At 58.4% G+C, this 24,540-nt stretch carries 22 protein-coding genes; 1 reads left to right on the forward strand and 21 read right to left on the reverse strand.

What is annotated here, in order from left to right; genetic code table 11:
• Positions 1 to 128: 128 nt before the first annotated feature.
• On the forward strand, positions 129 to 1,286 hold the full coding sequence (locus tag ERE07_RS15300) for a benzoate/H(+) symporter BenE family transporter (protein WP_130009904.1): 1,158 nt from the start codon (positions 129 to 131) through the stop codon (positions 1,284 to 1,286).
• A gap of 64 nt (positions 1,287 to 1,350) precedes the next feature.
• Here ERE07_RS15300 and ERE07_RS15305 read toward each other — a convergent pair whose 3' ends face one another.
• From ERE07_RS15305 to ndk, 21 genes are all read right to left on the reverse strand, one after another.
• Positions 1,351 to 2,115 carry a LamB/YcsF family protein gene (locus tag ERE07_RS15305; protein WP_130009905.1) on the reverse strand — a complete coding sequence of 255 codons (765 nt, stop codon included), beginning with the start codon at positions 2,113 to 2,115 and terminating at the stop codon, positions 1,351 to 1,353.
• Between the two features lie 121 nt (positions 2,116 to 2,236).
• Entirely contained in the window at positions 2,237 to 2,785 is a 549-nt protein-coding gene (locus tag ERE07_RS15310; protein ID WP_130009906.1) for an NADPH-dependent FMN reductase, read from the reverse strand.
• A 199-nt stretch (positions 2,786 to 2,984) separates the two neighbouring features.
• Complete coding sequence (gene rpoD / locus ERE07_RS15315; RefSeq protein ID WP_130009907.1) at positions 2,985 to 5,234, reverse strand: RNA polymerase sigma factor RpoD; 2,250 nt, start codon at positions 5,232 to 5,234, stop codon at positions 2,985 to 2,987.
• A gap of 241 nt (positions 5,235 to 5,475) precedes the next feature.
• The gene (dnaG, locus tag ERE07_RS15320; RefSeq protein ID WP_130009908.1) at positions 5,476 to 7,524 is read right to left on the reverse strand and encodes a DNA primase; all 2,049 of its coding nucleotides are present in this window, start codon (positions 7,522 to 7,524) and stop codon (positions 5,476 to 5,478) included.
• Between the two features lie 154 nt (positions 7,525 to 7,678).
• Positions 7,679 to 7,891 carry a 30S ribosomal protein S21 gene (gene rpsU, locus ERE07_RS15325; RefSeq protein WP_129968890.1) on the reverse strand — a complete coding sequence of 71 codons (213 nt, stop codon included), beginning with the start codon at positions 7,889 to 7,891 and terminating at the stop codon, positions 7,679 to 7,681.
• A 148-nt stretch (positions 7,892 to 8,039) separates the two neighbouring features.
• A complete protein-coding gene (locus tag ERE07_RS15330) occupies positions 8,040 to 8,582 on the reverse strand; it encodes a phosphoribosyltransferase (protein ID WP_130009909.1) in 543 nt (180 codons plus the stop codon).
• Positions 8,583 to 8,682: 100 nt separating this feature from the next.
• Positions 8,683 to 9,978 (reverse strand): adenylosuccinate synthase, encoded by a 1,296-nt coding sequence (locus tag ERE07_RS15335; protein ID WP_167670927.1) that lies wholly within the window; start codon positions 9,976 to 9,978, stop codon positions 8,683 to 8,685.
• 84 nt (positions 9,979 to 10,062) lie between these two features.
• Complete coding sequence (locus tag ERE07_RS15340) at positions 10,063 to 11,226, reverse strand: ATP phosphoribosyltransferase regulatory subunit (protein WP_130009998.1); 1,164 nt, start codon at positions 11,224 to 11,226, stop codon at positions 10,063 to 10,065.
• A gap of 214 nt (positions 11,227 to 11,440) precedes the next feature.
• Positions 11,441 to 12,340, reverse strand: coding sequence for a protease modulator HflC (gene hflC, locus ERE07_RS15345; RefSeq protein WP_130009911.1), 900 nt, complete (start codon positions 12,338 to 12,340; stop codon positions 11,441 to 11,443).
• A gap of 9 nt (positions 12,341 to 12,349) precedes the next feature.
• Positions 12,350 to 13,681, reverse strand: a complete 1,332-nt coding sequence (hflK, locus tag ERE07_RS15350) for an FtsH protease activity modulator HflK (RefSeq protein ID WP_130009912.1) — start codon at positions 13,679 to 13,681, stop codon at positions 12,350 to 12,352.
• Positions 13,647 to 14,753 carry a GTPase HflX gene (gene hflX, locus ERE07_RS15355; protein WP_130009913.1) on the reverse strand — a complete coding sequence of 369 codons (1,107 nt, stop codon included), beginning with the start codon at positions 14,751 to 14,753 and terminating at the stop codon, positions 13,647 to 13,649. The genes hflK and hflX overlap by 35 nt, the downstream gene beginning before the upstream one ends.
• Before the next feature lie 78 nt (positions 14,754 to 14,831).
• Entirely contained in the window at positions 14,832 to 15,068 is a 237-nt protein-coding gene (hfq, locus tag ERE07_RS15360) for an RNA chaperone Hfq (RefSeq protein WP_130009914.1), read from the reverse strand.
• Positions 15,069 to 15,192: 124 nt separating this feature from the next.
• Positions 15,193 to 16,266, reverse strand: a complete 1,074-nt coding sequence (hisC, locus tag ERE07_RS15365) for a histidinol-phosphate transaminase (RefSeq protein ID WP_130009915.1) — start codon at positions 16,264 to 16,266, stop codon at positions 15,193 to 15,195.
• Positions 16,266 to 17,729: a ribosome biogenesis GTPase Der gene (gene der / locus ERE07_RS15370; RefSeq protein ID WP_130009916.1), complete on the reverse strand. Its 1,464-nt coding sequence runs from the start codon at positions 17,727 to 17,729 to the stop codon at positions 16,266 to 16,268. Before der ends, hisC begins: the two co-directional genes overlap by 1 nt.
• The gene (gene bamB, locus ERE07_RS15375) at positions 17,726 to 18,883 is read right to left on the reverse strand and encodes an outer membrane protein assembly factor BamB (RefSeq protein WP_130009917.1); all 1,158 of its coding nucleotides are present in this window, start codon (positions 18,881 to 18,883) and stop codon (positions 17,726 to 17,728) included. The genes der and bamB overlap by 4 nt, the downstream gene beginning before the upstream one ends.
• A 3-nt stretch (positions 18,884 to 18,886) precedes the next feature.
• Positions 18,887 to 19,522: a YfgM family protein gene (locus ERE07_RS15380; protein ID WP_130009918.1), complete on the reverse strand. Its 636-nt coding sequence runs from the start codon at positions 19,520 to 19,522 to the stop codon at positions 18,887 to 18,889.
• 3 nt (positions 19,523 to 19,525) lie between these two features.
• Positions 19,526 to 20,818, reverse strand: coding sequence for a histidine--tRNA ligase (hisS, locus tag ERE07_RS15385; RefSeq protein ID WP_209021158.1), 1,293 nt, complete (start codon positions 20,816 to 20,818; stop codon positions 19,526 to 19,528).
• 24 nt (positions 20,819 to 20,842) lie between these two features.
• Positions 20,843 to 22,144 (reverse strand): flavodoxin-dependent (E)-4-hydroxy-3-methylbut-2-enyl-diphosphate synthase, encoded by a 1,302-nt coding sequence (gene ispG, locus ERE07_RS15390; RefSeq protein ID WP_130009920.1) that lies wholly within the window; start codon positions 22,142 to 22,144, stop codon positions 20,843 to 20,845.
• The gene (locus ERE07_RS15395) at positions 22,137 to 22,691 is read right to left on the reverse strand and encodes a helix-turn-helix domain-containing protein (protein ID WP_130009921.1); all 555 of its coding nucleotides are present in this window, start codon (positions 22,689 to 22,691) and stop codon (positions 22,137 to 22,139) included. Before ERE07_RS15395 ends, ispG begins: the two co-directional genes overlap by 8 nt.
• Positions 22,688 to 23,860 carry a dual-specificity RNA methyltransferase RlmN gene (gene rlmN, locus ERE07_RS15400; protein WP_130009922.1) on the reverse strand — a complete coding sequence of 391 codons (1,173 nt, stop codon included), beginning with the start codon at positions 23,858 to 23,860 and terminating at the stop codon, positions 22,688 to 22,690. The genes ERE07_RS15395 and rlmN overlap by 4 nt, the downstream gene beginning before the upstream one ends.
• An 18-nt stretch (positions 23,861 to 23,878) precedes the next feature.
• Positions 23,879 to 24,304: a nucleoside-diphosphate kinase gene (gene ndk / locus ERE07_RS15405; RefSeq protein WP_130009923.1), complete on the reverse strand. Its 426-nt coding sequence runs from the start codon at positions 24,302 to 24,304 to the stop codon at positions 23,879 to 23,881.
• Between the last annotated feature and the right edge of the window lie 236 nt (positions 24,305 to 24,540).

Genomic DNA, 24,540 nt, shown 5'->3' on the forward strand with positions numbered 1-24,540 from the left:
CCCTTGTTTGAACACAATTTACAAAAACGTAATGTTATAACATCACATTCCCTTTTTTCAAACAAGGACAAACATGTCCGTGCTAGGATAGCCCCCTCTCGATAATTGCCAGAAGAATCGGAACTCACGTGAGCAACTGGTTAAAGATTTCGCACATTTCTGCCGGCTTCATCGCGGTGCTGGTTGGCTACTCAAGTTCTGTCGCTATTATTTTCCAGGCGGCCAATGCGGCCGGCGCAACACCATCGCAACTGAATTCATGGATGTGGGCGCTTGGCATAGGAATGGGACTTAGCTGCATAGGCCTCTCGCTTCGCTACCGCAGCCCCGTCCTGACAGCGTGGTCTACGCCGGGCGCTGCGCTGCTTGCCACCAGCCTCACTGGGCTCACCATGGGTCAAGCCACGGGCGTATTCCTGTTTTCCTCGGTACTGATTCTGCTCAGTGGCATAACCGGCTGGTTTCAGAAGCTGATGCAATATATGCCGCGGCACATTGCAGCCGCGATGCTGGCAGGTATCCTGCTGCGCTTTGGCATGGACTTGTTCTCCGCCATGCAGACCCAACTCACATTGGTACTCATTATGTTCGCCACGTTCCTGGTGGGGCGCGTCATGTTGCCTCGCTATACCGTACCTCTGGCTCTGGCGACCGGCATTGTCAGCGCAGGGCTGCTTGGCCTGCTCCATCTTGAGCAACTGTCGTGGGCGCCCGCAATGCCTGTGTTCATGAAGCCGGAGTTTTCCCTATCCGCCATGATCGGCGTGGGCATTCCCTTATTCATTGTCACCATGACATCGCAGAACGTCCCAGGTCTTGCTGTATTGCGCGCAAATGGATATCAGACACCCGCCTCTCCGCTTATTGGCTGGACGGGCGCCCTCGGTGTGGTGCTGGCGCCGTTCGGCGGGTTCGCCTTTAATCTGGCTGCCATTACGGCAGCCATCTGCATGAGTCGCGACGCTGATGCCGATCCCGCACAGCGCTACAAAGCATCTGTATGGGCGGGGATGTTCTACCTGCTCACAGGTATATTCGGGGCGGCGGTCGTCGCCCTGTTCGCAGCCTTTCCTTCCGAGTTGATTGCCGCTATCGCGGGTCTGGCCTTGATCGGCACCATTGGCAACAGCTTGAGCGCAGCCCTGGAAGACGCAAATGGCCGCGAGGCGGCACTGGTTACGTTTTTATGCACCACATCAGGTGTCACCATCCTTGGCGTAGGCAGCGCCTTCTGGGGGCTGGTGTTCGGCATGGCGGTTCACGCACTGATACGGCGTAAACAATAGCCGCCGAAGGCTGGCCATGCCGTCCGCCACCCTTGCCTGTGCTCCGGCTGAGCACAGCAAGCAGTTATCCACCAACTGTCTTGACCTCCACGCCTGCTTCTGCAAGCGCTCGTCTTAGGGTGCGAGCAAAATCCACAGCGCCCGGTTGATCACCGTGTATACAGAGCGTGTCCGGGTTGACTTCGATGTCGTCACCTTGCATTGTCTTTACCCGCCCTTCCGTTACCATGCGCAATACCTGGCGAACAGACTCGTCAACGTCTTCTATCATTGCACCGGGCTGCGTGCGCGGAGTCAGGCTGCCATCTTGCTGGTAACTGCGATCTGCGAATACCTCCTGCGCAACGGCAAGGCCCGCGGCACGCCCTGCTTCGACCTGAACACTGGCTGCCAGCGCATACAGTATCAATGATGGATCGACGTCATGAACAGCCTGCGCAATCGCGGCGGCAAGCGCCTTGTCTTTGGCGGCCATGTTATACAGTGCGCCGTGCGCCTTGACATGATGCAACCTGGCGCCCTGACTGGCAGCCACCGCCGCCAGGGCGCCGACCTGGACAACCACAATATCGTAGGCTTCATCGGGCCGTAAGCTGAGATTGCGACGCCCAAAACCCGCCAGATCCGCCAGGCCGGGATGCGCACCAAGCGCAACACCATGCTTTAGCGCTGCGGCGACTGTCGTACGCATAATGGCGGGGTCGCCCGCATGAAATCCACAGGCAATATTGGCGGATGTAACGTGAGGCAATACTTCTGCATCATGCCCCATGGTCCATGCGCCAAAGCTTTCGCCCATGTCGCAATTGAGATCTATTGTCCAGGCCATGGTCTTGTTCTCCAGTAATCGCCCGTTGGCAAGCGCGACAGAGCAATTCCCCGTGTTTACTTGCCCTGTAGTTTATCTCATGCGGAAAATCGGGCCGATACGAAACGCCGGCCTTCCAACGTTAGAATCGCCGCACCCATTGCGCATAGGCGCTGATGAATTTTTCAAGCAGCGCCTGGCCTGTTTCCAGTAGATCGCCAGCGGGATCAAAAAGCTTGTCTGCCTGCCCCAGATAGGCCTCGGGATTGGGCATGCAATAAACGTTCAGGCAGGCCAGCGACTGTCGCACTTGTGCGCTCGCGGCGAAGCCACCCACCATGGACGGCGATGCACTGATGATTGCACTGGGCTTGCCGGACCATACACTTTTGCCATAAGGGCGTGATCCAATATCGATCGCATTTTTCAGGGCGGCGGGCATCGCCCGGTTGTGTTCTGGCGTCACGAACAATACGCCGTCCGCCGACTTGATGCGCTCCCGAAAGGCCGTGTAGGCAGTCGGCGACTCTTCATCGTAATCCTGGTTATACAGGGGCAGTTGGCCAATTTCGATGATATCAAGGGACAGGCCAGACGGCGCAAGCGTCTGCAGATTGATTGCAATCTTCCGGTTGATCGAATCTTTGCGCAAGCTTCCCACCAGCACAGCGATATTACGAATCTGATCCATGTTCTGCTTTCCTTTGAGACAACGAAAAAATACGCCCATACCGTCCGATGTGCGGCTTCGCTGACTGAATCCGCGCAACCACTATAGCCCGTTATGTCACATCGCCGGAGATACCCGCAAAAACGGCGACCTGAGTCGCCGTTTTGCTTATCGCCAAGCCAGGCCCGCATGGAAAGCGAGCCCGCCAGAACACGCAGCGCTATTGGCCTTCGAGAAAGCTCTTGAGCTTGTCGGCCCTGCTGGGGTGGCGCAGCTTGCGCAAAGCCTTGGCTTCTATTTGACGAATGCGCTCACGCGTTACATCAAACTGCTTGCCAACTTCTTCGAGGGTTTGGTCTGTGCTCATTTCGATACCAAAACGCATGCGCAATACCTTGGCCTCGCGCGGCGTGAGCGAATCCAGCACCTCCTTGACCACATCCCGCATGGAACCATGCAATGCCCATTCGGAAGGCGACAACGTGCCTGTATCCTCGATGAAGTCGCCCAGGTGCGAATCGTCGTCATCACCGATCGGCGTTTCCATCGAAATGGGTTCCTTGGCGATCTTGAGGATCTTGCGAACCTTATCTTCAGGCATGTCCATCTTCTGGGCCAGCGTTGCCGGATCAGGTTCGGCGCCTGTTTCCTGCAGGATCTGGCGATTGATACGATTCATCTTGTTGATGGTTTCGATCATATGCACCGGAATCCGGATGGTGCGCGCCTGATCAGCAATGGACCGTGTAATGGCCTGGCGTATCCACCATGTTGCATAGGTGGAAAACTTGTAGCCACGACGGTACTCGAACTTGTCCACCGCCTTCATCAAGCCGATATTGCCTTCCTGGATGAGATCCAGAAACTGCAGGCCCCGATTGGTGTACTTCTTGGCAATCGAAATGACCAAGCGCAGATTGGCCTCGGTCATTTCGCGCTTGGCCTTGCGAGCCTTGGCCTCGCCAGTGGCCATGCGCTTGTTGACGTCTTTCAGGTCTTTGAGCGGAAGCACGACGCTAGTTTGCAGATCGATGAGCTTTTGCTGCAGCTCCTGCACGGCTGGCACGTGGCGCTCAAGCGTTTCCGAATAAGGGTGGCCTGCGGAGACTTCGGTCAGCACCCACTCAAGATTGGTTTCGTTGCCGGGAAACACCTTGATGAAATGGGCGCGCGGCATGCCCGCGCGGTCTACGCAGGTATGCAGTACCGCGCGCTCGAGTGCGCGCACCTGACCCACTTGCTCACGCAGCGTATCAGCGAGCTTCTCGACCATTTTTGCGGTAAAACGGACGCCCATCAGTTCGTTGAGAATCGCTTCTTGAGCCTGGATGTACTCCTGCGCCTGGTAGCCGTCCTGCTCGAAGGACTTGCGCATTCTGTCGAACCATTGGCCAATCACCTCGAATTTCTTGAGCGAAGTGGTACGCAAATATTCGAGCTGCTTGCTGCTCATCCCGCCAGCAGGGCCATCCTCGTTTTCGTCATTGTCGACCGACACGCCAGCGCCGGCATACTCCTCGCCTTCCTGGTCGATAAGGCCATCGACGATCTCGTCTATCTGCGCCTGACCGTCACGAACACGCTGCACATACTGCAGGATTTCGTTGACGGTGGTCGGGCAGGCGGCGATCGCCATGACCATATGCTTCAAGCCGTCTTCGATGCGCTTGGCAATTTCAATTTCGCCTTCCCGCGTGAGCAGCTCGACCGTTCCCATTTCCCGCATGTACATGCGGACGGGATCAGTCGTCCGGCCAAAGTCGGAATCAACCGTCGTCAGCGCAGCTTCGGCTTCGTCCTCGACATCGTCATCGCTGGACGCTACCGGCGCGTTATCGCTCATGAGCAGCGTTTCGGCATCTGGCGCCTGGTCATAGACCGAGATGCCCATATCGCTAAACGTACTGATGATGCCGTCTATGGCTTCTGCATCGACCAGATCGTCTGGCAAGTGGTCGTTGATTTCGCCGTACGTGAGGTAACCGCGATCCTTGCCCAGCTTGATAAGTACTTTTAGCCGGTTGCGGCGCGCTTCCTGCTCTTCAGGCGTCATCTGGTTGCGCGAGGGCACATCCTTGTCGCCTTTTGCCCGCTTGCCGCGCTTGGGCAAAGGCTTGAGATCAGGAATGACTTCCGCGTTGTCGTTGTCATCATCGTTAAAATCAGCGGCGTCGTTGTTGGCATTCTTGGCTGGGCGGCCAGGACGGCGGCCCGTGGAACCGGCGCGCGGCTTGGCCGGCCCCTTGGCCTTGGCCGTTTGGGCGCTGCTTGCCTTGGCCGACTTGCGTGCCGGCTTGACCGCCGCTTCAGTAGCCACTTTTTTGGCGGCGCGCTTGGCCGGCGCCTTGGGTGCATCGGTTCCCCCTGCCTGCACGGCCGTCTTGTCGGCGCCTTTAGCCGCCGCGAGCGTTTTGGCTTTCGGTGCAGCCTGCTCGGCTGCCTTGGAGGTTTTACCAGTCACTTTGGTCATAGTCGCTTCCGTAGACACAGATACGCGCTGCAGGCCATTCAACCTGGCGCACACTGCAGGGCAAACTTATTTCACGCTACTGACAAGCCTTCATGTGAAGCACCGACACCGACCCTCGCCTCCCCTATGCTGGATAACCCATCCTTGGCTTATTGATATATGCAAGGCAAATGGGGCTGGCGGGGCCGCGCACCCGAGAACACCGTTATGGCATATCGTTACCGCGCGAAAACTCTCTATTTTACCGCACTTGAGACGTAGAGGCATTAGAAAGCAATGCAATCCGTCTCGTCAATTCTTGATACCGCTTTTGGGAGGGCAGGTCACTCAAGCCAGTCTGTATCAACGCCGACTGCTCGGCTTTGATGGCTTCAAGCTCTATGCGCCGCAAAGCGTCGTTCCATTCCGATTGAGGGTCAGGCAATTCCTCCTGGGCGAGCAATTCAGGCGTCAGGGACGCCAAAACGCCGGCAAGGTCTGTGCCTGGATCTGCAGCCTGCAGCAAAGCACCTGCGTGACGCGCACCGCTCATATTTGCCAATGTAATCAAGTCTCTTACCAGGACAAGATGGGGGCCATGGTGCAGAATTTCAAGCTGCTGATCTCCCAGGGTGCCCACCAACTCGGGATGCGCCAGCAAAAGCCTCAACAGACGCTTGGCCATGGGTGTCACGGCCCGTGCAGCGCCGCTTCGACGCCCGCTGCTTTCCTGTCCGCCCGCGCGATGGCGCCCTCCCGAGCTGTATCCGCCTCCCTTTGCCGGCCTTCGACCTCCGGTTTCGGGAAACGCAGGCGCAAACCCTTCCGCGGGCGCCATATCGGGTGCGGAAGAATAGTCCCCCACGCCAAAATCAGGCGCATCGTCCATGAAACCCGGCGGCTCATCGTAAAAGCGCTCGCCTGTACTTCCAGGCGCAGATTGCGGCGCATCAAAACCTTGCTTGCGCGCGATAGGCACCAGCCCGTCCGACGCCGGCTCGGAAGGCGCTGCCGGCATCGGCATCTCGGCCAGCATTCTGCCCAGCTCTTCGGGCGTGAGCATGACCATGCGCGCAAACTCGCGCTCGATCTGCAGCCTGAGATTACCTTCCGGCATCAAGGCCAGCAAAGGCTTGGCTTCATGCACGCAGGCGGCACGCCCCTCAGCCTCATCCATTGCATGATGGGAGGCCAGCTCTTCAAGCATAAAGCGGGAAAGCGGTACCGCTTCGGATGCGGTTGCCTTGAAAGCCTCTGCCCCAAACTCACGGATATAGGAATCGGGATCGTGATCCGCAGGCAAAAACAGAAACCGCATGGAGATGTCGTCGCGCACCAGCGGCAGACAGGTTGTCAGTGCTCGCCACGCAGCGCGTCTTCCTGCTTTGTCTCCGTCAAAACTGAAAACGATCTTGTCGCTGGCCCTCAGCAATTTCTGAATATGAAACGGCGTCGTGGCAGTGCCAAGCGTGGCGACTGCATTCGCCACGCCATGCTGCGCCAAGCCCACCACATCCATATAGCCTTCGACCACCAGCACGAAGCCTTCGCTTCGTATACCGGCCCGCCCCTCCCACAGCCCGTAGAGCTCGTGCCCTTTGGAGAACAGATTTGTTTCAGGCGAGTTCAGGTATTTAGGCTCGCCCTTGCCGATAATCCGCCCGCCAAACCCGATGAGGTTCCCGCGCGTATTGCGTATGGGGAACATGATCCGTTCACGAAACCGATCGTAACGGCGCCCTTCCTCAGATTCGATCACCAGTCCGGACTCTACCAGGACGGGGTCTTCGTACTGCGGGAAAACGGCAGCCAGGCCCCGCCTATCGTTGCCGGACCATCCCAGGCCAAACCGGGCTGCGGTCTCGCCCGACAAGCCGCGTTGCTTGAGGTAGCGTATGGCGCTTTGCGATTCCTTGAGCTGTCGAACGTAATGGGCCTGGGTCATATCCAGCACCTGCTGATGGCGAGAGACCTCTTCCTTGCGACGCTTGTCCGCGGCTCTTTGCCGAGGAGAGCGAGGCTCTTCGGGCACAGACATCCCTGTGCTGGCGGCCAGCGAACGGACGGCTTCAGGAAAACTGGCGCCGGTATGCTCCATCAAAAACGTGATGGCGCTGCCGTGCGCACCACATCCAAAGCAGTGATAGAACTGCTTGGTGGGGCTTACGGTGAAAGAAGGGCTTTTTTCGTTGTGAAAGGGGCAAAGGCCAAGTAAATTGGCCCCACCCTTGCGTAGCTGTACATAGCGTCCGACAACGTCGACCACGTCGACACGGGCGAGCAGCTCTTGGACAAAGGACTCAGGTATCATTGAAGCCCTCGCCGTAGCGTAAGACAGGATTCCTGGAATCTGGCGATGGCGTCATGCCATTTACCTAGGCACTTTAGACTTGATGCTGCGGATGGCGGTGTTATGGCATCGCTCGATCCGCAGTCAGCCCGGGCGTACCTCGCCCTAGCGTAAATCAATACAGGCGTGGAGGCAGTTGCTGGCTGCGAATACGCTTGTAATGGCGCTTGACGGCGGCAGCATGCTTGCGCTTGCGCTCAGCCGTTGGCTTTTCGTAGAACTCGCGCGAACGCAGTTCAGTCAGGAGGCCATTTTTTTCAATGGTGCGCTTGAAGCGGCGCAGAGCAGCTTCAAACGGCTCGTTTTCTTTCAGACGAACAATAGGCATGTAATCCAGAGCCTTGCAGGTTAAAAATTAGTAGGTAATACGTCAACCGATGATTTTATCATGAATAAGCCTGCCTTTAAACAGGCAATCCACGCGATCCAGCCTGGACACTACTGGTTTTCAGCAAATAACAACAAATCAAGCACTATCAGCCCCGCTCGCCCTTGCGCACCCAGGATTCGAGTTGATGCGGGCGCAGACTATCATAATCCTCGAAAGGCTGGTGTATCCAGGGATTGGTGGGCAGCTTCTCGACAAAGTAATCGGGCGTTGCGTGCGAATGGCCCTTCCACCACAGAACGGCGGTACGCAGTTCTGTAATGGCGGGAAACTGTGTAATCAAATGGTCTCGCACCCGATTGAAGGTCATTCCGGTATCCACCATGTCGTCTACCAGCAACACCTTACCGTCTAGCGTACCACGGGTAATGGTAATGAACTGGGCAATATCGAGTTGCCCTTGCTGGGTGCCGGCAGCCTCGCGATAGCTGCTGGTGGCCAGAATACCCAAAGGCATATCGTAAATGCGCGACAGGACGTCTCCTACGCGTACGCCGCCGCGCGCCAGACAGAGGATTTTGTCGAACTGCCAGCCCGATTCGTGAACGGCAAGCGCCAGCTTTTCGATCAGGCGATGATATTGATCCCAACTGACCCAGAGGTCGCGTTCAGTGCTTGACGGCACATTCATGAGGCTGTCATCCCAGTATGTTTGCAAGGGCGTAATAATAAACCCGTACGCCGCTGGAGGAAAGCCGGCGTATCATGCAAGCACCTTTGGGATCACCCGTTTATCCGTTGAACGGGTGTCGGAGCACGATGGTCTCCATACGATCGGGGCCAGTGGAGACCATATCGATGGCTACATCGCACACCTCGGCGATACGCTCCAGGTAGCGCCGCGCGTTGACGGGCAGCTTGTCGTATTCGGTGATGCCCACAGTGGATTCCGACCAGCCGGCCATTTCTTCGAGAACGGGCTCGGCTTCCGCCGCCGCGTGCGCACCGTAAGGCAGCACATCGAGGAATTCGCCCTTGTAGCGATACCCTACCCCGATCTTGATCTGCTCTACGCCATCCAGCACATCGAGCTTGGTAATGCACAGCCCCGAAATCCCGTTGATCATGACAGACCGTTTCATGGCTGCGGCGTCGAACCATCCGCAGCGGCGTGGCCGGCCCGTAACAGACCCGAATTCCTTGCCAACCGTCGCAAGCCGCGCACCCGTGTCGTCCAGGAGTTCGGTCGGGAATGGGCCTGAGCCCACGCGCGTGGTATAGGCTTTTGCAATACCCAGTACGTAGTCCAGTGACTGTGGGCCAATGCCGGCGCCAGCGGATGCGGCGCCCGCCACGCAATTGCTGCTGGTGACAAACGGGTATGTACCGTGATCGATATCCAGCAAGGCGCCCTGCGCGCCTTCGAACAACAGCTTGTGGCCTGCCTTGCTGGCATGGTGGAGGCTGCTGGATACATCGGCAACCATGGGTTCGATCTGTGGCGCGAGCGCCATGGCCTTGTCGCGGACTTCATCCATTGAAACCGCTGGCGCATCCAGATACTGGGTGAGCACGAAATTGTGATAATCCAGCACCTCGGCCAGCTTTTCATCGAATATCGCGGGATCGTAGAGGTCTTGAACGCGTAATGCGCGGCGCGCAACCTTGTCTTCGTAGGCGGGGCCGATACCGCGGCCAGTTGTGCCGATCTTGCCTTCGCCCTTGCGCGCTTCGCGGCCCTGATCCACTGCAATGTGATAAGGCAGAATAAGCGGACAAGCGGGAGAAATCTGCAGGCGCGAACGCACATCAAGCCCCGCCTTTTCAAGCTCGGCGATTTCTTGCAACAAGGCTTCGGGCGACAGCACTACGCCATTGCCGATGTAGCAGGTGACATGCGAATGCATGATGCCCGAGGGAATAAGGCGCAGAATGGTTTTTTTGCCATTGATCCACAAGGTATGGCCGGCATTGTGGCCGCCCTGAAAGCGAATAACGCCTTGTGCCGATTCTGCCAGCCAGTCGACAATCTTGCCTTTGCCTTCATCACCCCACTGGGTGCCGATTACAACGATATTCTTGCTCATGTTACGTATCAATAAAATGCTGGCCCCACATGCTTGAGCCAAAGCAGGATTAATCCATACGATACAACGCCCGGCAGGCCGGAGCTAGTGTATCCCTTTTACTGTCCATGCACCGTCGACCTGCACCAGCTCACGATCGACGATGAATTCGTCCAGCCGGTGTGGTTGCCCTGGAAGCATTTGCACCACGATTTCGCCTTGCGCGCGCAGGGAGCGCAAAGCCTGTACAAGTTTGGCATCGGTGCCCCAGGGGGCACGTATAGCCTTGGCTGCGTGAGCCGGTGGCAGACCTGAAGACAGTTTGCGCAGGTCCAGACTGAAACCCGTTGCCGGACGGGCGCGACCAAATGCCCGGCCCACCCCGTCGTAACGACCGCCGCGCACCAGTGCGTCGTGCCAACCTTGGGCATAGATGGAAAACATGACCCCCGAATGGTACCCATAGCCGCTGGACACATCAGCAAGGTCTATGGAGAAATCATGATCTGGCAACGCCGACACCAAGGCATCAAGTTCATCCAGTGCATGGTGCAGCGCCGGCAATCCTGGCAAAACCTTGCGGGCTCTGGCGGTAACGTCGGCGTTGCCGTAGAGTGCGGCCAGCGCAAGCAGCGCATCGATGCTGTCGGGCTTGGCCTCGGGGCAACGCTCCGAAAGTGCGGTCAATCCGGGAACATCCTTGGCACCGAGCAAATCGAAGATGTCTTCTGCGAAGTTGGCCAGCGCGGGATCTGCATCGATAATGGCGCGCGGCACGCCAGGATGGTTGAGGTCGACACGCGCGGTGGACAGCCCGGCCCGATGCACGCTTTCGAGCGCCAGCTCTATGGCTTCGATGTCGGCTTCAAAACCCGCATGACCGAATACCTCGACCCCAATCTGCAGGAGCTCGCGGTCGGACAACAGGCCGTTGGGGCGGGCATGGAATACCGGACCACAATAGCAAAGGCGGGTGACGCCTTCACGATTGAGCAGGTGCGCATCAATACGCGACACTTGAGGCGTCATGTCAGCCCGCACACCCAAGGTGCGGCCGGAAAGCTGATCGACCAGCTTGCAGGTGCGCAGATTGAGATCGGCCCCGCCAGCGGACAGCAGCGAATCCAGGTACTCGACCAAAGGAGGGGCAACCAGCTCATAACCATAAGTACGGTAGAGATCCAGCAGGACGCGTCGCAACTCTTCAATGCGGCGCGCCTCGGCAGGCAAGATATCTGCCAGGTGCTCTGGCAACAACCATGTGGACATCATGCAGTCCCGATAAAAACTAGGCGGACTAAGCCAAACAAAAAGCGACCTGGGGCGTAAGCCCGCCAAGTCGCTTGCGGAAAAGGTAATCAAAACTTACGCGTTAGTATAAACGAATAAGCGATGAGAGTGAAAGGGCGGGCCCGCCGGCATTCGCCGGCATAGCGGCCTGTCATGCCGCGCGCCGTATAAGACGTGCGGCATGACCGCAACATCAGGGCGTTGCCGGGGCCGTGTCGTCGCCCTGCCCTGTTGCCGAATTCCAGAATTTGAAGAACTCGGACTTGGGACTGAGGACCATGGTTCCCTTGCCATCGGCAAACGCCGATTCGTAGGCATCCAGGCTCTTGTACAGCCTGAAGAACTCGGGATTCTTGCCATAGGCTGCCGAATAGACCGATGCCGCCTTGGCATCGCCTTCGCCTCGAACCTGCTGGGCCTGGACATACGCCTTGGCGAGAATTTCCTGGCGTTCACGATCAGCCTGAGCGCGGATGCGCTCGCTGTCCGCCGTCCCGGATGCGCGCAGGCGGTTGGCCTCCTGCTTGCGCTCTGCCTCCATGCGGCGGTAAACCGACTCGGAAATCTCAGGGGCAAAGTCGATACGGCGCAGGCGTACGTCGATGACCTCCACGCCCAGCGGTTTGGCGCGCACCGCCACATTTTCCAACACCTCGCGCATGATGGTGTCACGCTCGTTGGCCACGACTTCCTTGACGGTACGGACGTTGACCGAGGCATTCAGCGCATCCCGGATCTGTGCAGTGAGGCGTTCGACGGCAGCACGATCGTTTGCACCGAACGTGACATAGAACAGGCGTGGATCGGAAATGCGCCATTTCACGAAAGAATCGATCAGGAGGTTTTTCTTTTCTGCTGTCTGGATACGCTCAGGATCGTTGTTTTCGATGGTTTGGAGACGCTTGTCGAGCCGGACCACGTTCTCGAAGGGAGGAGGAAACTTGAAATAAAGGCCGGGCTCGGTGATGGTTTCGCGCACCTCGCCCAAGGCAAACACGAGGGCAGCGTCGCGCTCTCGCACGATAAAAACGCAGGACGAAAGCACCGCCAGCACGATGACAAGGCCAATTAACACTGGAAAGAAACGTTGCATCTGGACCTCTTAACGCGAATACGGATTCACAGCCAGGGATGGCGTCTGGGAAGCACCGGCCTGAGAGGCGGGACGACTTGCGGCGGGCCTGGATGTTGAATTCGAAGAAGACTGGCTTGCGGCTGCGGCCGCTGTGGCAGCGGTATTGGTATCAGACCCATTGCCGGACCCGACAGTATCCTTTGCTGCCTGGTTCATGATTTTGTCCAGCGGCAGATACAGCATATTGTTGCTGGCATCGGTATCGATCATGACCTTGCCGGCATCCTTGAGGATTTCCTGCATGGTCGCGAGGTACATGCGCTGACGCGTGATCTCGGGCGCCTTGGCATACTCGGTTTCGACACTGGTGAAACGCGCGGTATCACCCTCGGCGCCACCCACGATACGGGCGCGATAACCTTCGGCATCCTGGATCATGCGCGCGACCTGCCCCTGAGCCTCAGGAAGCACTTTGCTGGCATAGGCGTTACCCTCGTTGATCAGGCGTTCGCGATCCTGGCCTGCCTTGACCGCATCGTCAAACGCCGCTTGCACCTGCTCGGGCGGCTGCACGTTCTGGATCGCAACCGTGCTGATCTGAATACCGGTTTCGTAGCGATCGAGAATGCTTTGCGCCAGCTTCTGCACTTCGGTGGCGACTTCCGTACGCCCGGAATACAGCACAAAATCCATGGGCTTCTTGCCGACGATTTCGCGCATGGCGGTTTCGGCCGCCTGGCGGACGGATTCATCCGGCTGACTGGTCTTGAAGAGGTAGTCGGGCGCGCCCGTGGGCATCAGCCGGTACTGCACAACAAATTGCAAATCAACAATGTTTTCGTCTGTTGTCAGCATGAGCGACTCGGGGAGCACTTTATTGCGCGACGTGCCGCGGAAGCCCACCTCGAAAGTACGCAGTTGCGAGATATTGACCATCTGATGGCTTTCGACGGGATACGGCAGGCGCCATTGCAGGCCGGGATTGAGCGTTTTGGTGTATTGACCAAAACGGGTCACCACTGCAACCTGGCCTTCCTGCACGATCATGAAGCCACTGGCTAGCCAAAGCGCAACAACAATGGCGATAATGACGCCAACAGCCTTGGGCGACCCTTTGGGAAACTGCACACCGCCCCCGCCGGGGCCATTATCGCCGCCGCCGAAACGATTGCCGCCACGCTTGGGCTTGCGCCCAAACAGGGAGGACAGGCGATTGTTGAAATCGCGCCAGACTTCGTCCAGATCTGGAGGGCCATCGTTCTGATTCGGGCGGCGAGGTGGTTCCGAACCGTTGTTGTTGCTGCCGCCACGGCCCCAGCCAGGATCATTCAGATTGAAGATTTTCGATAGTAAACGCATTATTTCCCGCGATTTGACCTGATTCGACGATTGCCCCACGCAAACCGTCCAAACCCAGGCGCCCCAAGGCGCCCACAAAAACTCGTGCAATCGTACCATGTTCGTTACGTTCTACACGCGGCTCATATCCGGCCTGGTCTATTTTGTTGTAGACCAAAATGCGCGGAATTTCGTCGGCGCCGATATCGGCCAGCACCTTGTTGACTTCGGCAACCTGCTCGTCGCGTTGGGGGCTCGATGCATCCACGACATGTAACAACAGATCAGCTTGAACCGTTTCCTCTAGCGTAGCTCGGAAAGCGGCGATTAATGTTGGCGGCAGATCGCGAATAAAACCTACCGTATCGGAAACGACCACCTGTCCGGCCCCTTCTATCCAGACCCGACGGGTGGTGGTATCCAGCGTAGCAAAGAGTTGGTCCGCCGCATAGGCGTCGGCGCGCGTAAGCGCGTTGAACAAGGTGGACTTGCCCGCGTTGGTATAGCCTACCAGGGATACGGACAGTGTGCTGCCCCTGGATCGCGCGCGCCGTTGGGTGGCACGCTGACGCTGCACCCTGGCCAGACGCGAACGCAGCAGGCGCACCTTGTCCCCGATCATGCGGCGATCCATCTCGAGCTGAGATTCCCCCGGCCCCCGCATGCCTATGCCACCCCGCTGCCGCTCAAGGTGACTCCACATGCGTGTTAAGCGCGTGGACAAGTGCTGCAGCTGGGCCAGTTCGACTTGCAGCTTACCTTCGTGGCTCTTGGCGCGCAAAGCAAAAATATCAAGAATCAGCGCTACCCGATCTACGACACGGCGCTCGAGCCGTCTTTCGAGGTTGCGCTGTTGAGCCGGGCTGAGCGGCTGGTCGAACAACACGATTTCGGCATCGGCTTCGTCCGCCAGCAGCACGGCTTCCTCAACCTTGCCGGAACCGATGAAATACGCAGCATCGGGGCGCGATCGACGCACGTTCATCATGGCGGCGATATCCGCCCCCGCCCCTCTGGCAAGCATGACGAACTCTTCGGCGTGAGCCGCGTAATCGGGCTCGCCCTGGTCGACACTGATGACTAGGACCTTCATGCCCATGCATGGCCCTCAAACGAAAGACCCGCCGGCGCGAAGCGCACGGCGGGCGTTTCGGCGGACTGATCGCAAGTATTAATCAGCAGATTCATCCACCTGAAAATTGACGGGACGTGCTGGAACAACGGTGGAAATGGCGTGCTTGTACACCATTTGCGTGACGGTGTTGCGCAGCAAAACGACATATTGATCGAATGACTCTACCTGACCTTGCAGCTTGATCCCGTTCACCAGGTAGATGGAAACGGGTACGTGGTCTTTGCGCAGGGCGTTTAGGAATGGATCTTGTAGTGTTTGCCCTTTGTTGCTCATTGGCTAGGCTCCAATTGTTTGTTTTTAAGGTGGTTTGGTGAAAGTATGTACTTTACAGGGTTTTCCCGATGATCGCACGATGATTGGGCAAAAATATCTCCCGATACCGAAAAAAACAAAGCACTTATTTCACAATACCGGACAGCACTTTACATAGACGCGCACAGTCGTCAGGAGTTCCCACCGTAATGCGTAAAAACTGATCTATTCTGGGCTGTCTGAAATGTCGCACCAGAATACGCTGATCCCGCAAGGCGCGAGAGAGGTCGGCCGCATCGTGTCGCGGGTGGCGGGCAAACACAAAATTGGTCTTGCTGGGCAAAACTTCGAAGCCAAGCGCTGTGAGATTGTGCGTCAAGGTCTCGCGTGTCGCGACGACAGCCTGGCACGTCTGGTTGAAATAGTCGGTATCTTCAATGGCAGCAATGGCACCTGCCTGAGCCAGCGTGTCCAGGGGATAGGAGTTGAAGCTGTCCTTGACCCTCACCAGCCCTTCGACAATCTCCGGACTGGCCATGGCGTAACCTACGCGCAAGCCTGCAAGCGAGCGCGATTTGGACAGAGTGTGAACCACAACCAGATTGGGGCAGGTTTTGAGCAGGCTAACGCTGGATTCGCAACCGAAATCCACATAAGCCTCGTCGACCACGACGGGGGTATCCGGATTGGCACGAGCGATGGACTCGACGTCAGATAAGGAAATGGCAATCCCTGTTGGCGCGTTGGGATTGGAAAAAATGATGCCGGCCGGCGGCTTGGCGTGCGGCCCGGTGTAATCTGCCGGATTCAGTGCGTAATCGTCGGCCAGGGGCACCAATTGCACAGGGATGCGAAACAGCGCGCAAAAGCTGCGATAAAAGCTGTAGGTTATGTCAGGCAGCCACAGGCTGCGCCCTTCGTGCCGGAACAAGCCATTGAAGACGTGGGCAAGCACCTCGTCGGAACCATTACCCACAAACACCTGATTGCGATCCAGTCCATAAAGGCGGGCAATGGCGTCCCGGAGCGCGATACTTTCGTTATCCGGGTACAGCTTGAGCCTGTCCCCCGCCGCCGCCCGTATCGCTTCGATCGCCTTGGGCGACGGACCATACGGGTTTTCGTTGGTATTGAGCTTGAGCAGATCGGCGATCTTGGGTTGCTCACCTGCGACGTAAGGTGACAGATCGGATACAAGGTCGCTCCAGTAACGGCTCACTACGCCCCCTGAATGTAAGGATTGTGGGATGACTTGAACTCTATGCGCAAGGGCGTGCCATCCAGTTTGAATGCGCTGCGAAAACGGGTTTCAAGATAGCGCCGATAGGAATCCGGCACGGCATCCAGCGCGTTGCCATGAACGATGATGAGTGGCGGATTCTGCCCACCCTGGTGGGCGTAACGCATCTTGGGCCGGAATATGCCCTTGCGTGGCGGCGGCTGCTGCTCGACCGAGGCCTGCAGCTCCCGGGTGAGGCGCGGGGTGGAGAGTTTGGAAAAAGCAGCGGCGTGTGCAGCCTTGACAGACTTGATGAGGGCGTTCACGCCCTGGCCCTTGATGGCGGAGACGGTGTGCATCCGCGCAAACGACAGAAACCGGAGTTTGCGCTCGAAGTCGCGCAGTACCATCTCGCGCTGGTGGGCGTCGACGTTATCCCATTTGTTGATGGCGACAACCAGCGCCCTGCCCGTTTCCAGCACAAATCCGGCAATGTGGGCATCCTGGTCGGAAATTCCGTTTTCCGCATCCAGCATCAAGAGCACGACATTGCAGGCTTCGATGGCCTGCAAGGTCTTGATCACCGAAAACTTTTCTATGGCCTCAAATACCTTGCCGCGGCGCCGGAGACCGGCCGTGTCGATCAGGGTAAAGGCTGTGCCGCCCCGGTCGAATTCGATCTCGATCGCGTCTCGCGTCGTACCCGGCAGGTCGAATGCAATAACGCGTTCCTCGCCCAGCAGTGTATTGATGAGCGTTGATTTGCCTACATTGGGCCGCCCGACGATGGCCAGCTTGATGCGATGCGTGACCGCAGCCCCCCCTTCGCCTGGAACGTCGCTGGCGTCAGCCGCCGCGTCATCGCCATCAGGCTGTTCGACGGACTCGGGCAACTGCGAATCGGGCACGAAGGCGTCAGCATCCGCCTCGATATCCTGGTCGCCCTCTTCAGGCTTGTCGAGAAAAGACAGGGCGTCTGTGATCAGATCCACCACGCCATCACCGTGAGAAGCGGAAATGGGAACCGGCTCGCCCAGGCCAAGCTCGTAGAACTCGGCCATCGACGTACCGTAACGCATGCCCTCAGCCTTGTTGACGGCCAGTACGACTCTCTGCCCGCTTTTTCGGAGCAACTGGGCGATCTCGTGATCGTGCGCGTTGACGCCTGCCCGGGCATCCACCAGAAAAATGACGACATCGGACTCGGCGATTGCCTGCCGTGTTTGTCTGGCCATTTCGAGCAGGATACCGTCTTTGGCCACCGGCTCGAAACCGCCCGTGTCAACGGCAATGAATGGGTGGTCGCCCACCCGGCCTTCGCCATAATGACGATCGCGGGTCAGGCCAGAGAAATCCGCCACCAGCGCAGCACGCGAGCGCGTGATGCGGTTGAACAGGGTGGATTTACCCACATTGGCCCGCCCTACCAGGGCAACGACCGGTTTGAATGCAAGATTGCTCAATTGACACCAACCAAAACCAGATTACCGTTGCCCGTCTGAATCAGCACACCGCGCGTGGTACCGATCAGCGGCGAAACGATAGGCCCGCCGCCCACGTTGACGCGCCCCAAAAGGCGGCCGTCCTCGCGCGACAGGAAATGTACATAACCATCCAGGTCGCCGACCGCCACAGCCTGCACAACGACGGCAGGTTGCGACAGCTTGCGATTGCGCAGGGCGTCCTGCTTCCAGACCGGTTGCCCGTCGACCAGGTTGAAGGCATGAACAACGTCATGCCTGTCCGACGCATACACGTGCACGTTATCGCTGGCCAATCCAGTATGGCTTGAGAAAGGCTGCTCCCACACCGGCCGGCCGCCCTGCGAAACATCGAAACACACGATGCGCCCTTGATAGGCAGCCCCGCACAGCAGCGGCCCCTGTACCTGAGGCGTACCAACCACATCGCGGATGCGCTCCAGATCGGTAGCGCCCTGGGAATTGGACACGGCGCCTTCCCATCGAACCCCACCATCGGCGCTATCAATAAGCATCAAGCGTCCATTGGGCAAGCCAGAAATAACCATACCCTGGAAAACCAGCATCTGCATATTGGTTTTGAGCGCCAGCGCAGGGCCTGGGCGCTGGACTTCCCAGCGAGGCTCACCGGTGGCGGCATCAAACGCCTGGATGCGGTAATCGCTGCTGCGAACGACGACCACGCCATCGCCGACGGCAGGCGGAATATTGACCGCGCTGGTCGCTTTGGCACGCCACCTTTCAGCGCCCTGGTCATCAAACGCGATAACGGTGCCATCGGACGCTGCGACGGCCGTGATGATGCCATCTGAACCGACGCCGGCCGAAAGCTTCATTCCGGCATCTGAACGCCACTGAATGGCGCCGGTGCCAAGATCGAGCTTGGCCACGCTTCCGTTGGGCGTGGCGGTGTAGACAGCATCGCCAACCACGGTTGGCGCAAAGCCATAGCCCCCGCCGCTGCCGACCGAAACGTTCCAGGCAACCGTCGCGGAAACGCCCGGCGCGTATTCTGTGAGTTCGGCGGGCTCGTAACGATCATCCGAACTGGAAAACATGGAACAACCGGCAAGGGCTGTCAGGCTCAGCACCAGGACAGCTGCCCGCAATACACGACGAGATACAGTTGTTTGCATAAATCAGGTTCCACTTAAAGCATCAATTTTCAGCTGAATGATCTGGGCAGCGGCGTTGCCATCCAGGGCTTTCAGCGCGCTTTCCCATGCAGCCTTGGCCTCATCGCGCTTGCCCTGGGCAAGCAGGATGTCGCCACGCCTGTCATCGTAAAGACCGGCAAAGGGCTGCGGCGGATTGCCCAGCTGAGCCAAGGCCTGGTCGTATTGTTGCTGTTGAAGCAGAACGCCAGCCAGTCTCAGCCTGGCAAGAGGCGCCAACGCCGGATCCGCGCCATGCTGCACCAGCCATTCCAGCTGCTCGCGAGCGCCATCGAGATCGCCACGCTTTTCGAGAGCCTCCGCAGCAACCAGCACGCCACGCGAGGTATAACCGGAACCGGAAAAATCATTGCGCAAGGTGGTGCTGGCGGCCTTGATGCGCGCAACGGCATCATCCCCTTGCTGGCTGGAGGCATTTTCCAGCGCCTCGAAGTAGCCCATGGCCTGGTTGCTTTTGTGACCTTCGTACCATTGCCAGCCGCGCCATCCCAGCACGCCGGCCACTACGATGAACACCAGCACCACGCACAAGGTTCCATAGCGCTCCCACCATGCGCGCAAGGCGTCCAGTTTTTCCTGTTCTTCTAAATCGTATGCCATGCTTCAAACCCTGTTTTTCAACTCTGTTACCAAACTATCGAGGCGTATTGTTTCCTGCTGAGGCTGCTCTTCTCCCGCAGGTTCACGCAGCCATTTAATGCTGGCGCTGGCCGACGCAAGCTCATCATCGCCCAAAATCACCGCTACCCGGGCACCACTGGCATCAGCACGCTTGAACTGCGCCTTGAAGCTGCTTCCCGGACCGGCATGAACGATGACACGCAATCCAGCATCGCGCAAGGCCTCGGCCAGCAAGGCGGCACGCCGCTGCGCGGGTTCGCCCTGATGCACCATGTAGACGTCACATTCGGGCCGCACCGTTTCGCCGGCAACCTGAGAGCACAAGTCCAGCAGACGCTCAATGCCTATGGCAAAGCCGATGGCGGGGGCGGACTTGCCGCCAAGCAACTCAATCAGCCCATCATAACGCCCGCCACCGCACACCGTGCCCTGGGCACCCAGACGGTCGGTCACCCACTCGAAAACCGTAAGATTGTAGTAATCGAGTCCGCGAACCAGCCTGGGGTTCAGCGTATAGGAAATACCGGCATCGCGCAGGCGCTCGCAGACACCCTCGAAGTGCGCCCGCGATTGCTCGCCCAGGAAGTCAAAGAGCTTGGGCGCGTTATTGGCCATTTCCTGCATCGCCGGATTCTTGGTGTCGAGTACACGTAGCGGATTCGTGTGCATGCGCCGTTGCGCCTCTTCGTCCAGAATGCTCCGGTGTTTCTCCAGATGTTCGATCAACGCTGCGCGGTGCGCGGCGCGTTCGTCGGCCTGCCCGAGAGAATTGAGTTCGAGCCGGATGTCGGTCAGCCCCAGTATTTTCCATAAGCGGGCCAGCATCACAATCAGTTCCGCATCGATGTCCGGGCCCGCAAACCCCAAGGCCTCGACATCGATCTGATGGAACTGCCGGTAACGGCCGCGTTGCGGTTTTTCGTGGCGGAACACAGGCCCCATCGCGTATACGCGATGGGCGCGATCGTAGAGCAGATTGTGCTCGATGGTGGCCCGCACCATGCCAGCGGTGAATTCGGGCCGCATGGTGAGCTGCTCGTCGTTCAGCGCATCCGTAAAGGAATACATTTCTTTTTCGACGATATCGGTGACCTCGCCGATACCGCGCGTAAACAAACGCGTTTGCTCCAGCACCGGAGTGCGCATAGTGCGGTAACCGTAGGAAGCCAGCCACTCGCGAACGGTAGCTTCGAGGTTTTCCCAGGAGGCGCCCCCATCCGGGAGCACATCTTTCATGCCTGTAAGGGCTCGGACCTTCTTGAACGATGATGTCATAGTGATAATAGGTGTTGCGCGCGGCTAGCCGCGACCCGAGTATTTTTGCGCGCCAGACCCGTAACGTCTTTCGACGTAGTCTTCGACGATAGCCTGAAACTCAACGGCAATGTGATCGCCTTTGAGGGTGACCGTGCGCTCGCCATCAACGAATACGGGCGCGGAAGGTATTTCGCCTGTGCCTGGCAGGCTGATGCCAATATCGGCATGCCGGCTTTCGCCCGGGCCGTTGACCACGCAGCCCATGACCGCCACATTCATGGTTTCCACCCCGGGATAACGTGTTTTCCAGATGGGCATCTGGTCTCGCAAAAACGTCTGAATATCGTTGGCCAGCTCCTGAAACACCGTGCTGCTGGTTCTCCCGCAACCGGGACACGCCACGACGAGCGGCGTGAAGGCACGCAAGCCCATGCTTTGCAGGATTTCCTGCGCCACGATGACCTCACGGCGGCGATCGCCGCCCGGCTCGGGCGTGAGCGAAATGCGTATGGTGTCGCCAATGCCCTGCTGGAGCAGGACCGCGAGCGCCGCCGTGGACGCCACGATACCCTTGCTGCCCATGCCAGCCTCGGTCAAGCCCAGGTGCAAGGGATAGTCGCAGCGTGCAGAGAGGTCTTTATAGACGGTGATCAAGTCCTGCACATGGCTGACCTTGCAGGACAGAACAATGGCGTTGGGGTCCAGCCCAAGCTCCTCCGCCCGACGGGCATTGGTAATGGCAGACACCACCAGTGCATCGCGCATGACAGCCTGCGCTTCCCAGGGCTCGGCACGCTTGTTGTTGTCATCCATCATGCGTGCCATCAGCTCATGATCAAGACTGCCCCAGTTCACGCCTATGCGCACAGGTTTCTCGTAGCGGCAGGCCACCTCGATCATCTGCGCGAAATTATCATCTCTTTTTTTGCCGCCACCCATGTTGCCGGGATTGATCCGGTACTTGGACAAGGCCTGGGCGCATTCCGGGAATTGCGCCAACAGCTTGTGGCCGTTGTAATGAAAATCGCCAACCAATGGCACGGCCACGTTCATGCGATCCAATTGCTCGCGGATCGCCGGCACTTCTCGCGCGGCCTCGGGGGTATTGACGGTGATGCGCACCAGTTCGGAACCCGCCTGCGCCAGTTCCTTGACCTGTATCGCTGTCGCAATGGCATCGGCAGTATCGGTGTTGGTCATGGACTGAACCACGACAGGCGCCCCCCCGCCAACCCGTACCTTGTGATCGCCCCAGCGCACGATCGCCGCGCGCGTGTGCCGCCTTGCGGCGGCTCCAACGGATAAGGGATTGCCCGCGGGAAACGGGCCTGTAGTATCAGTCATTTTTCAGAGATTTGAGCCAATCAAATACCAGCCATGAGTCCGGTATCCAGCCACGCTCGACAGCATAAAAACCGGCAACGAACAACAGGATCAGAATGATGACGAGCCAGCCCCAGGGCCGTGAGACGGGCTCCCCATGCAAGGGAACGTCGGAAGTGCTGAGTGATGCCGCACTGGTTACAGATGCTTCGCGGGGGTTGGTATCACCGACCTGATGGTCCAGCATCGACAACAGCGCCGGAACATCCGCTTCGAGGAAACGGGCATAGTTTTTCACGAACCCGCGCAGCGAAACACCCCTGGGAAGGCGATCCCACTGCTCCGTCTCGAGCGCTTCGATCTGGCGAGATGAAAATTTGAGCCGGCTTGAGACCTCGCCCCGACTGATGCCGCGCGCCTCGCGCATGGATCGGAGGGCCGCGCCAATGCCGGCCGACTCAGGATGGCCGGCAGCCTGGGCTGACTGCCGGGCTAGAGAGGGATCTTCTGCCGCCTCGGGCAGCGGTGCTTGGGGTTTGGCTTCTTCTCTAAGCAAAGGCTGATTCATCCGCGCTCCTGATTGATGGTGATGACGGCACGATCCGGCAGACGCTCGCTGATACGCGTGCGATCCTTGACCTCGCCCGCCAACTGTCCACAGGCCGCGGCAATATCGTCGCCCCGCGTCTTGCGTACTGTTGTGACGACGCCGCCGTCCATCAGGCGCTGGGCGAACAGGCGAACGCGCGTAGCCGGAGAACGTGTCAACCCCGACTGCGGGAAGGGATTAAATGGTATCAGGTTGAACTTGCATCGCACCTGACGGGCGATGTCCAGCAGCTCTTTGGCATGCTGATCACTGTCGTTCACGCCATCGAGCATAATGTACTCGAAAGTGATGAAATCTCGCGGCGCATGCTCAAGATAGCGATTGCACGCATCAAGCAATTCGGCCAATGGGTACTTTTTGTTCAGGGGCACCAGCCTGTCCCGCAGCGCGTCGTTGGGCGCATGCAATGATACGGCCAGCGCTACGGGGCAGTCGCGGCCCAGCCTGTCCATCATGGGTACGACACCAGAGGTGGAAACCGTGACGCGGCGCCGCGAAAGCCCATAGGCATTGTCATCCAGCATGAGCCGCAATGCACCCAGCACCTGATCGTAGTTCAGCAGCGGCTCGCCCATGCCCATCATGACCACGTTGCTGATCACACGATCGGGCGCGGCGGCTGCGCCAGCCTCGCCTATCCGGGCGTGCTCGCGATCTGCCTCGATCGCGCGCCGTGCATACCATAACTGGCCGATGATCTCGGCGGTGGTGAGGTTCCGATTGAAACCCTGGTAACCCGTGGAACAGAAGGGGCAGGCCACCGTGCACCCAGCCTGGCTGGAAATGCACAGGGTGCCTCGATCATCTTCGGGAATGAACACGGCTTCGACCGCATTGTTGCGACCTACATCGAACAGCCACTTGCGCGTACCGTCCGTGGAGCGCTGCTCTGTTGCCACGGCAGGCGCCTTAATGGCGCAATGCCCGGCAAGCTGCTCGCGAAACACACGGGCGAGGTCGGTCATTTCGTCGAAGGAATCGGCACCGCGCTGGTGTATCCAGCGTTGCAATTGCCTGGCACGAAAAGGCTTGCCGCCCCACTGGCCGACCAGCTCGGCCAGCGCGGCGCTATCCATGCCAAGAAGATTGACCGGTTCGGCCGATGCCGTGACGGTAGGACGTTGCATAATGGCTGTTCGCACCGGTTAGCGGCTGTGGATGTTGCTTTCGGGGAAGAAGAACGCGATTTCCACGGCGGCAGTTTCGGCGGCATCCGAGCCATGAACGGCGTTGGCGTCGATGCTGTCGGCGAAATCAGCGCGGATGGTGCCTGCGTCAGCTTTCTTGGGGTCTGTGGCGCCCATCAGATCACGGTTTGTCTGGATCGCGCTTTCGCCTTCGAGCACTTGCACAAAAACGGGGCCCGACACCATGAAATCGACCAGATCCTTGAAAAAAGGACGTTCTTTATGAACGGCGTAGAAACGCTCGGCCTCGTCGCGAGACAGCTGCTGCATGCGAGCGGCGATGACTTTCAAACCAGCCTGCTCGAAGCGGGCGACGATCTGGCCGATGACATTCTTGGCAACGGCGTCGGGTTTAATGATGGAAAGGGTGCGTTCAATAGCCATGGATAATCCAAAAGAGAGAGTATGTGCCTGCCTTGGGTTTTCGTTGCGCGAGCCGACGAAAATGCCGCCCGCACCCCGAAAAAAGGCTCAGACCGTGGGTTGCTAAAATGGTTTCTTCAATAAAAACAATAACTTTGACAAAGTTTATGTTAACCGGGCATTTTAACATGCCCTAGCCTGGCAACTCCATCATAAAATAACGGGTTCATGTTTCATATATAGTCGGGCTTTCTCCG

Source organism: Allopusillimonas ginsengisoli, from assembly GCF_004153455.1.
Classification (GTDB): Bacteria; Pseudomonadota; Gammaproteobacteria; order Burkholderiales; family Burkholderiaceae_B; genus Allopusillimonas; species Allopusillimonas ginsengisoli.

What these genes read in the sequence shown, in the direction of transcription:
- ERE07_RS15310 (WP_130009906.1), bottom strand. Translation starts at nt 2,785, where the DNA reads ATGGATCAGATTCGTAATATCGCTGTGCTGGTGGGAAGCTTGCGCAAA.
- hisS (WP_209021158.1), bottom strand. Translation starts at nt 20,818, where the DNA reads ATGACATCATCGTTCAAGAAGGTCCGAGCCCTTACAGGCATGAAAGAT.
- rpsU (WP_129968890.1), bottom strand. Translation starts at nt 7,891, where the DNA reads ATGCCTATTGTTCGTCTGAAAGAAAACGAGCCGTTTGAAGCTGCTCTG.
- ERE07_RS15335 (WP_167670927.1), bottom strand. Translation starts at nt 9,978, where the DNA reads ATGAGCAAGAATATCGTTGTAATCGGCACCCAGTGGGGTGATGAAGGC.
- ERE07_RS15330 (WP_130009909.1), bottom strand. Translation starts at nt 8,582, where the DNA reads ATGAATGTGCCGTCAAGCACTGAACGCGACCTCTGGGTCAGTTGGGAT.
- ERE07_RS15395 (WP_130009921.1), bottom strand. Translation starts at nt 22,691, where the DNA reads ATGAATCAGCCTTTGCTTAGAGAAGAAGCCAAACCCCAAGCACCGCTG.
- ERE07_RS15305 (WP_130009905.1), bottom strand. Translation starts at nt 2,115, where the DNA reads ATGGCCTGGACAATAGATCTCAATTGCGACATGGGCGAAAGCTTTGGC.
- dnaG (WP_130009908.1), bottom strand. Translation starts at nt 7,524, where the DNA reads ATGATACCTGAGTCCTTTGTCCAAGAGCTGCTCGCCCGTGTCGACGTG.
- ERE07_RS15340 (WP_130009998.1), bottom strand. Translation starts at nt 11,226, where the DNA reads ATGTCCACATGGTTGTTGCCAGAGCACCTGGCAGATATCTTGCCTGCC.
- ndk (WP_130009923.1), bottom strand. Translation starts at nt 24,304, where the DNA reads ATGGCTATTGAACGCACCCTTTCCATCATTAAACCCGACGCCGTTGCC.
- bamB (WP_130009917.1), bottom strand. Translation starts at nt 18,883, where the DNA reads ATGCAAACAACTGTATCTCGTCGTGTATTGCGGGCAGCTGTCCTGGTG.
- ERE07_RS15380 (WP_130009918.1), bottom strand. Translation starts at nt 19,522, where the DNA reads ATGGCATACGATTTAGAAGAACAGGAAAAACTGGACGCCTTGCGCGCA.
- rpoD (WP_130009907.1), bottom strand. Translation starts at nt 5,234, where the DNA reads ATGACCAAAGTGACTGGTAAAACCTCCAAGGCAGCCGAGCAGGCTGCA.
- hflX (WP_130009913.1), bottom strand. Translation starts at nt 14,753, where the DNA reads ATGAAGGTCCTAGTCATCAGTGTCGACCAGGGCGAGCCCGATTACGCG.
- hflC (WP_130009911.1), bottom strand. Translation starts at nt 12,340, where the DNA reads ATGCAACGTTTCTTTCCAGTGTTAATTGGCCTTGTCATCGTGCTGGCG.
- hfq (WP_130009914.1), bottom strand. Translation starts at nt 15,068, where the DNA reads ATGAGCAACAAAGGGCAAACACTACAAGATCCATTCCTAAACGCCCTG.
- ispG (WP_130009920.1), bottom strand. Translation starts at nt 22,144, where the DNA reads ATGACTGATACTACAGGCCCGTTTCCCGCGGGCAATCCCTTATCCGTT.
- hflK (WP_130009912.1), bottom strand. Translation starts at nt 13,681, where the DNA reads ATGCGTTTACTATCGAAAATCTTCAATCTGAATGATCCTGGCTGGGGC.
- rlmN (WP_130009922.1), bottom strand. Translation starts at nt 23,860, where the DNA reads ATGCAACGTCCTACCGTCACGGCATCGGCCGAACCGGTCAATCTTCTT.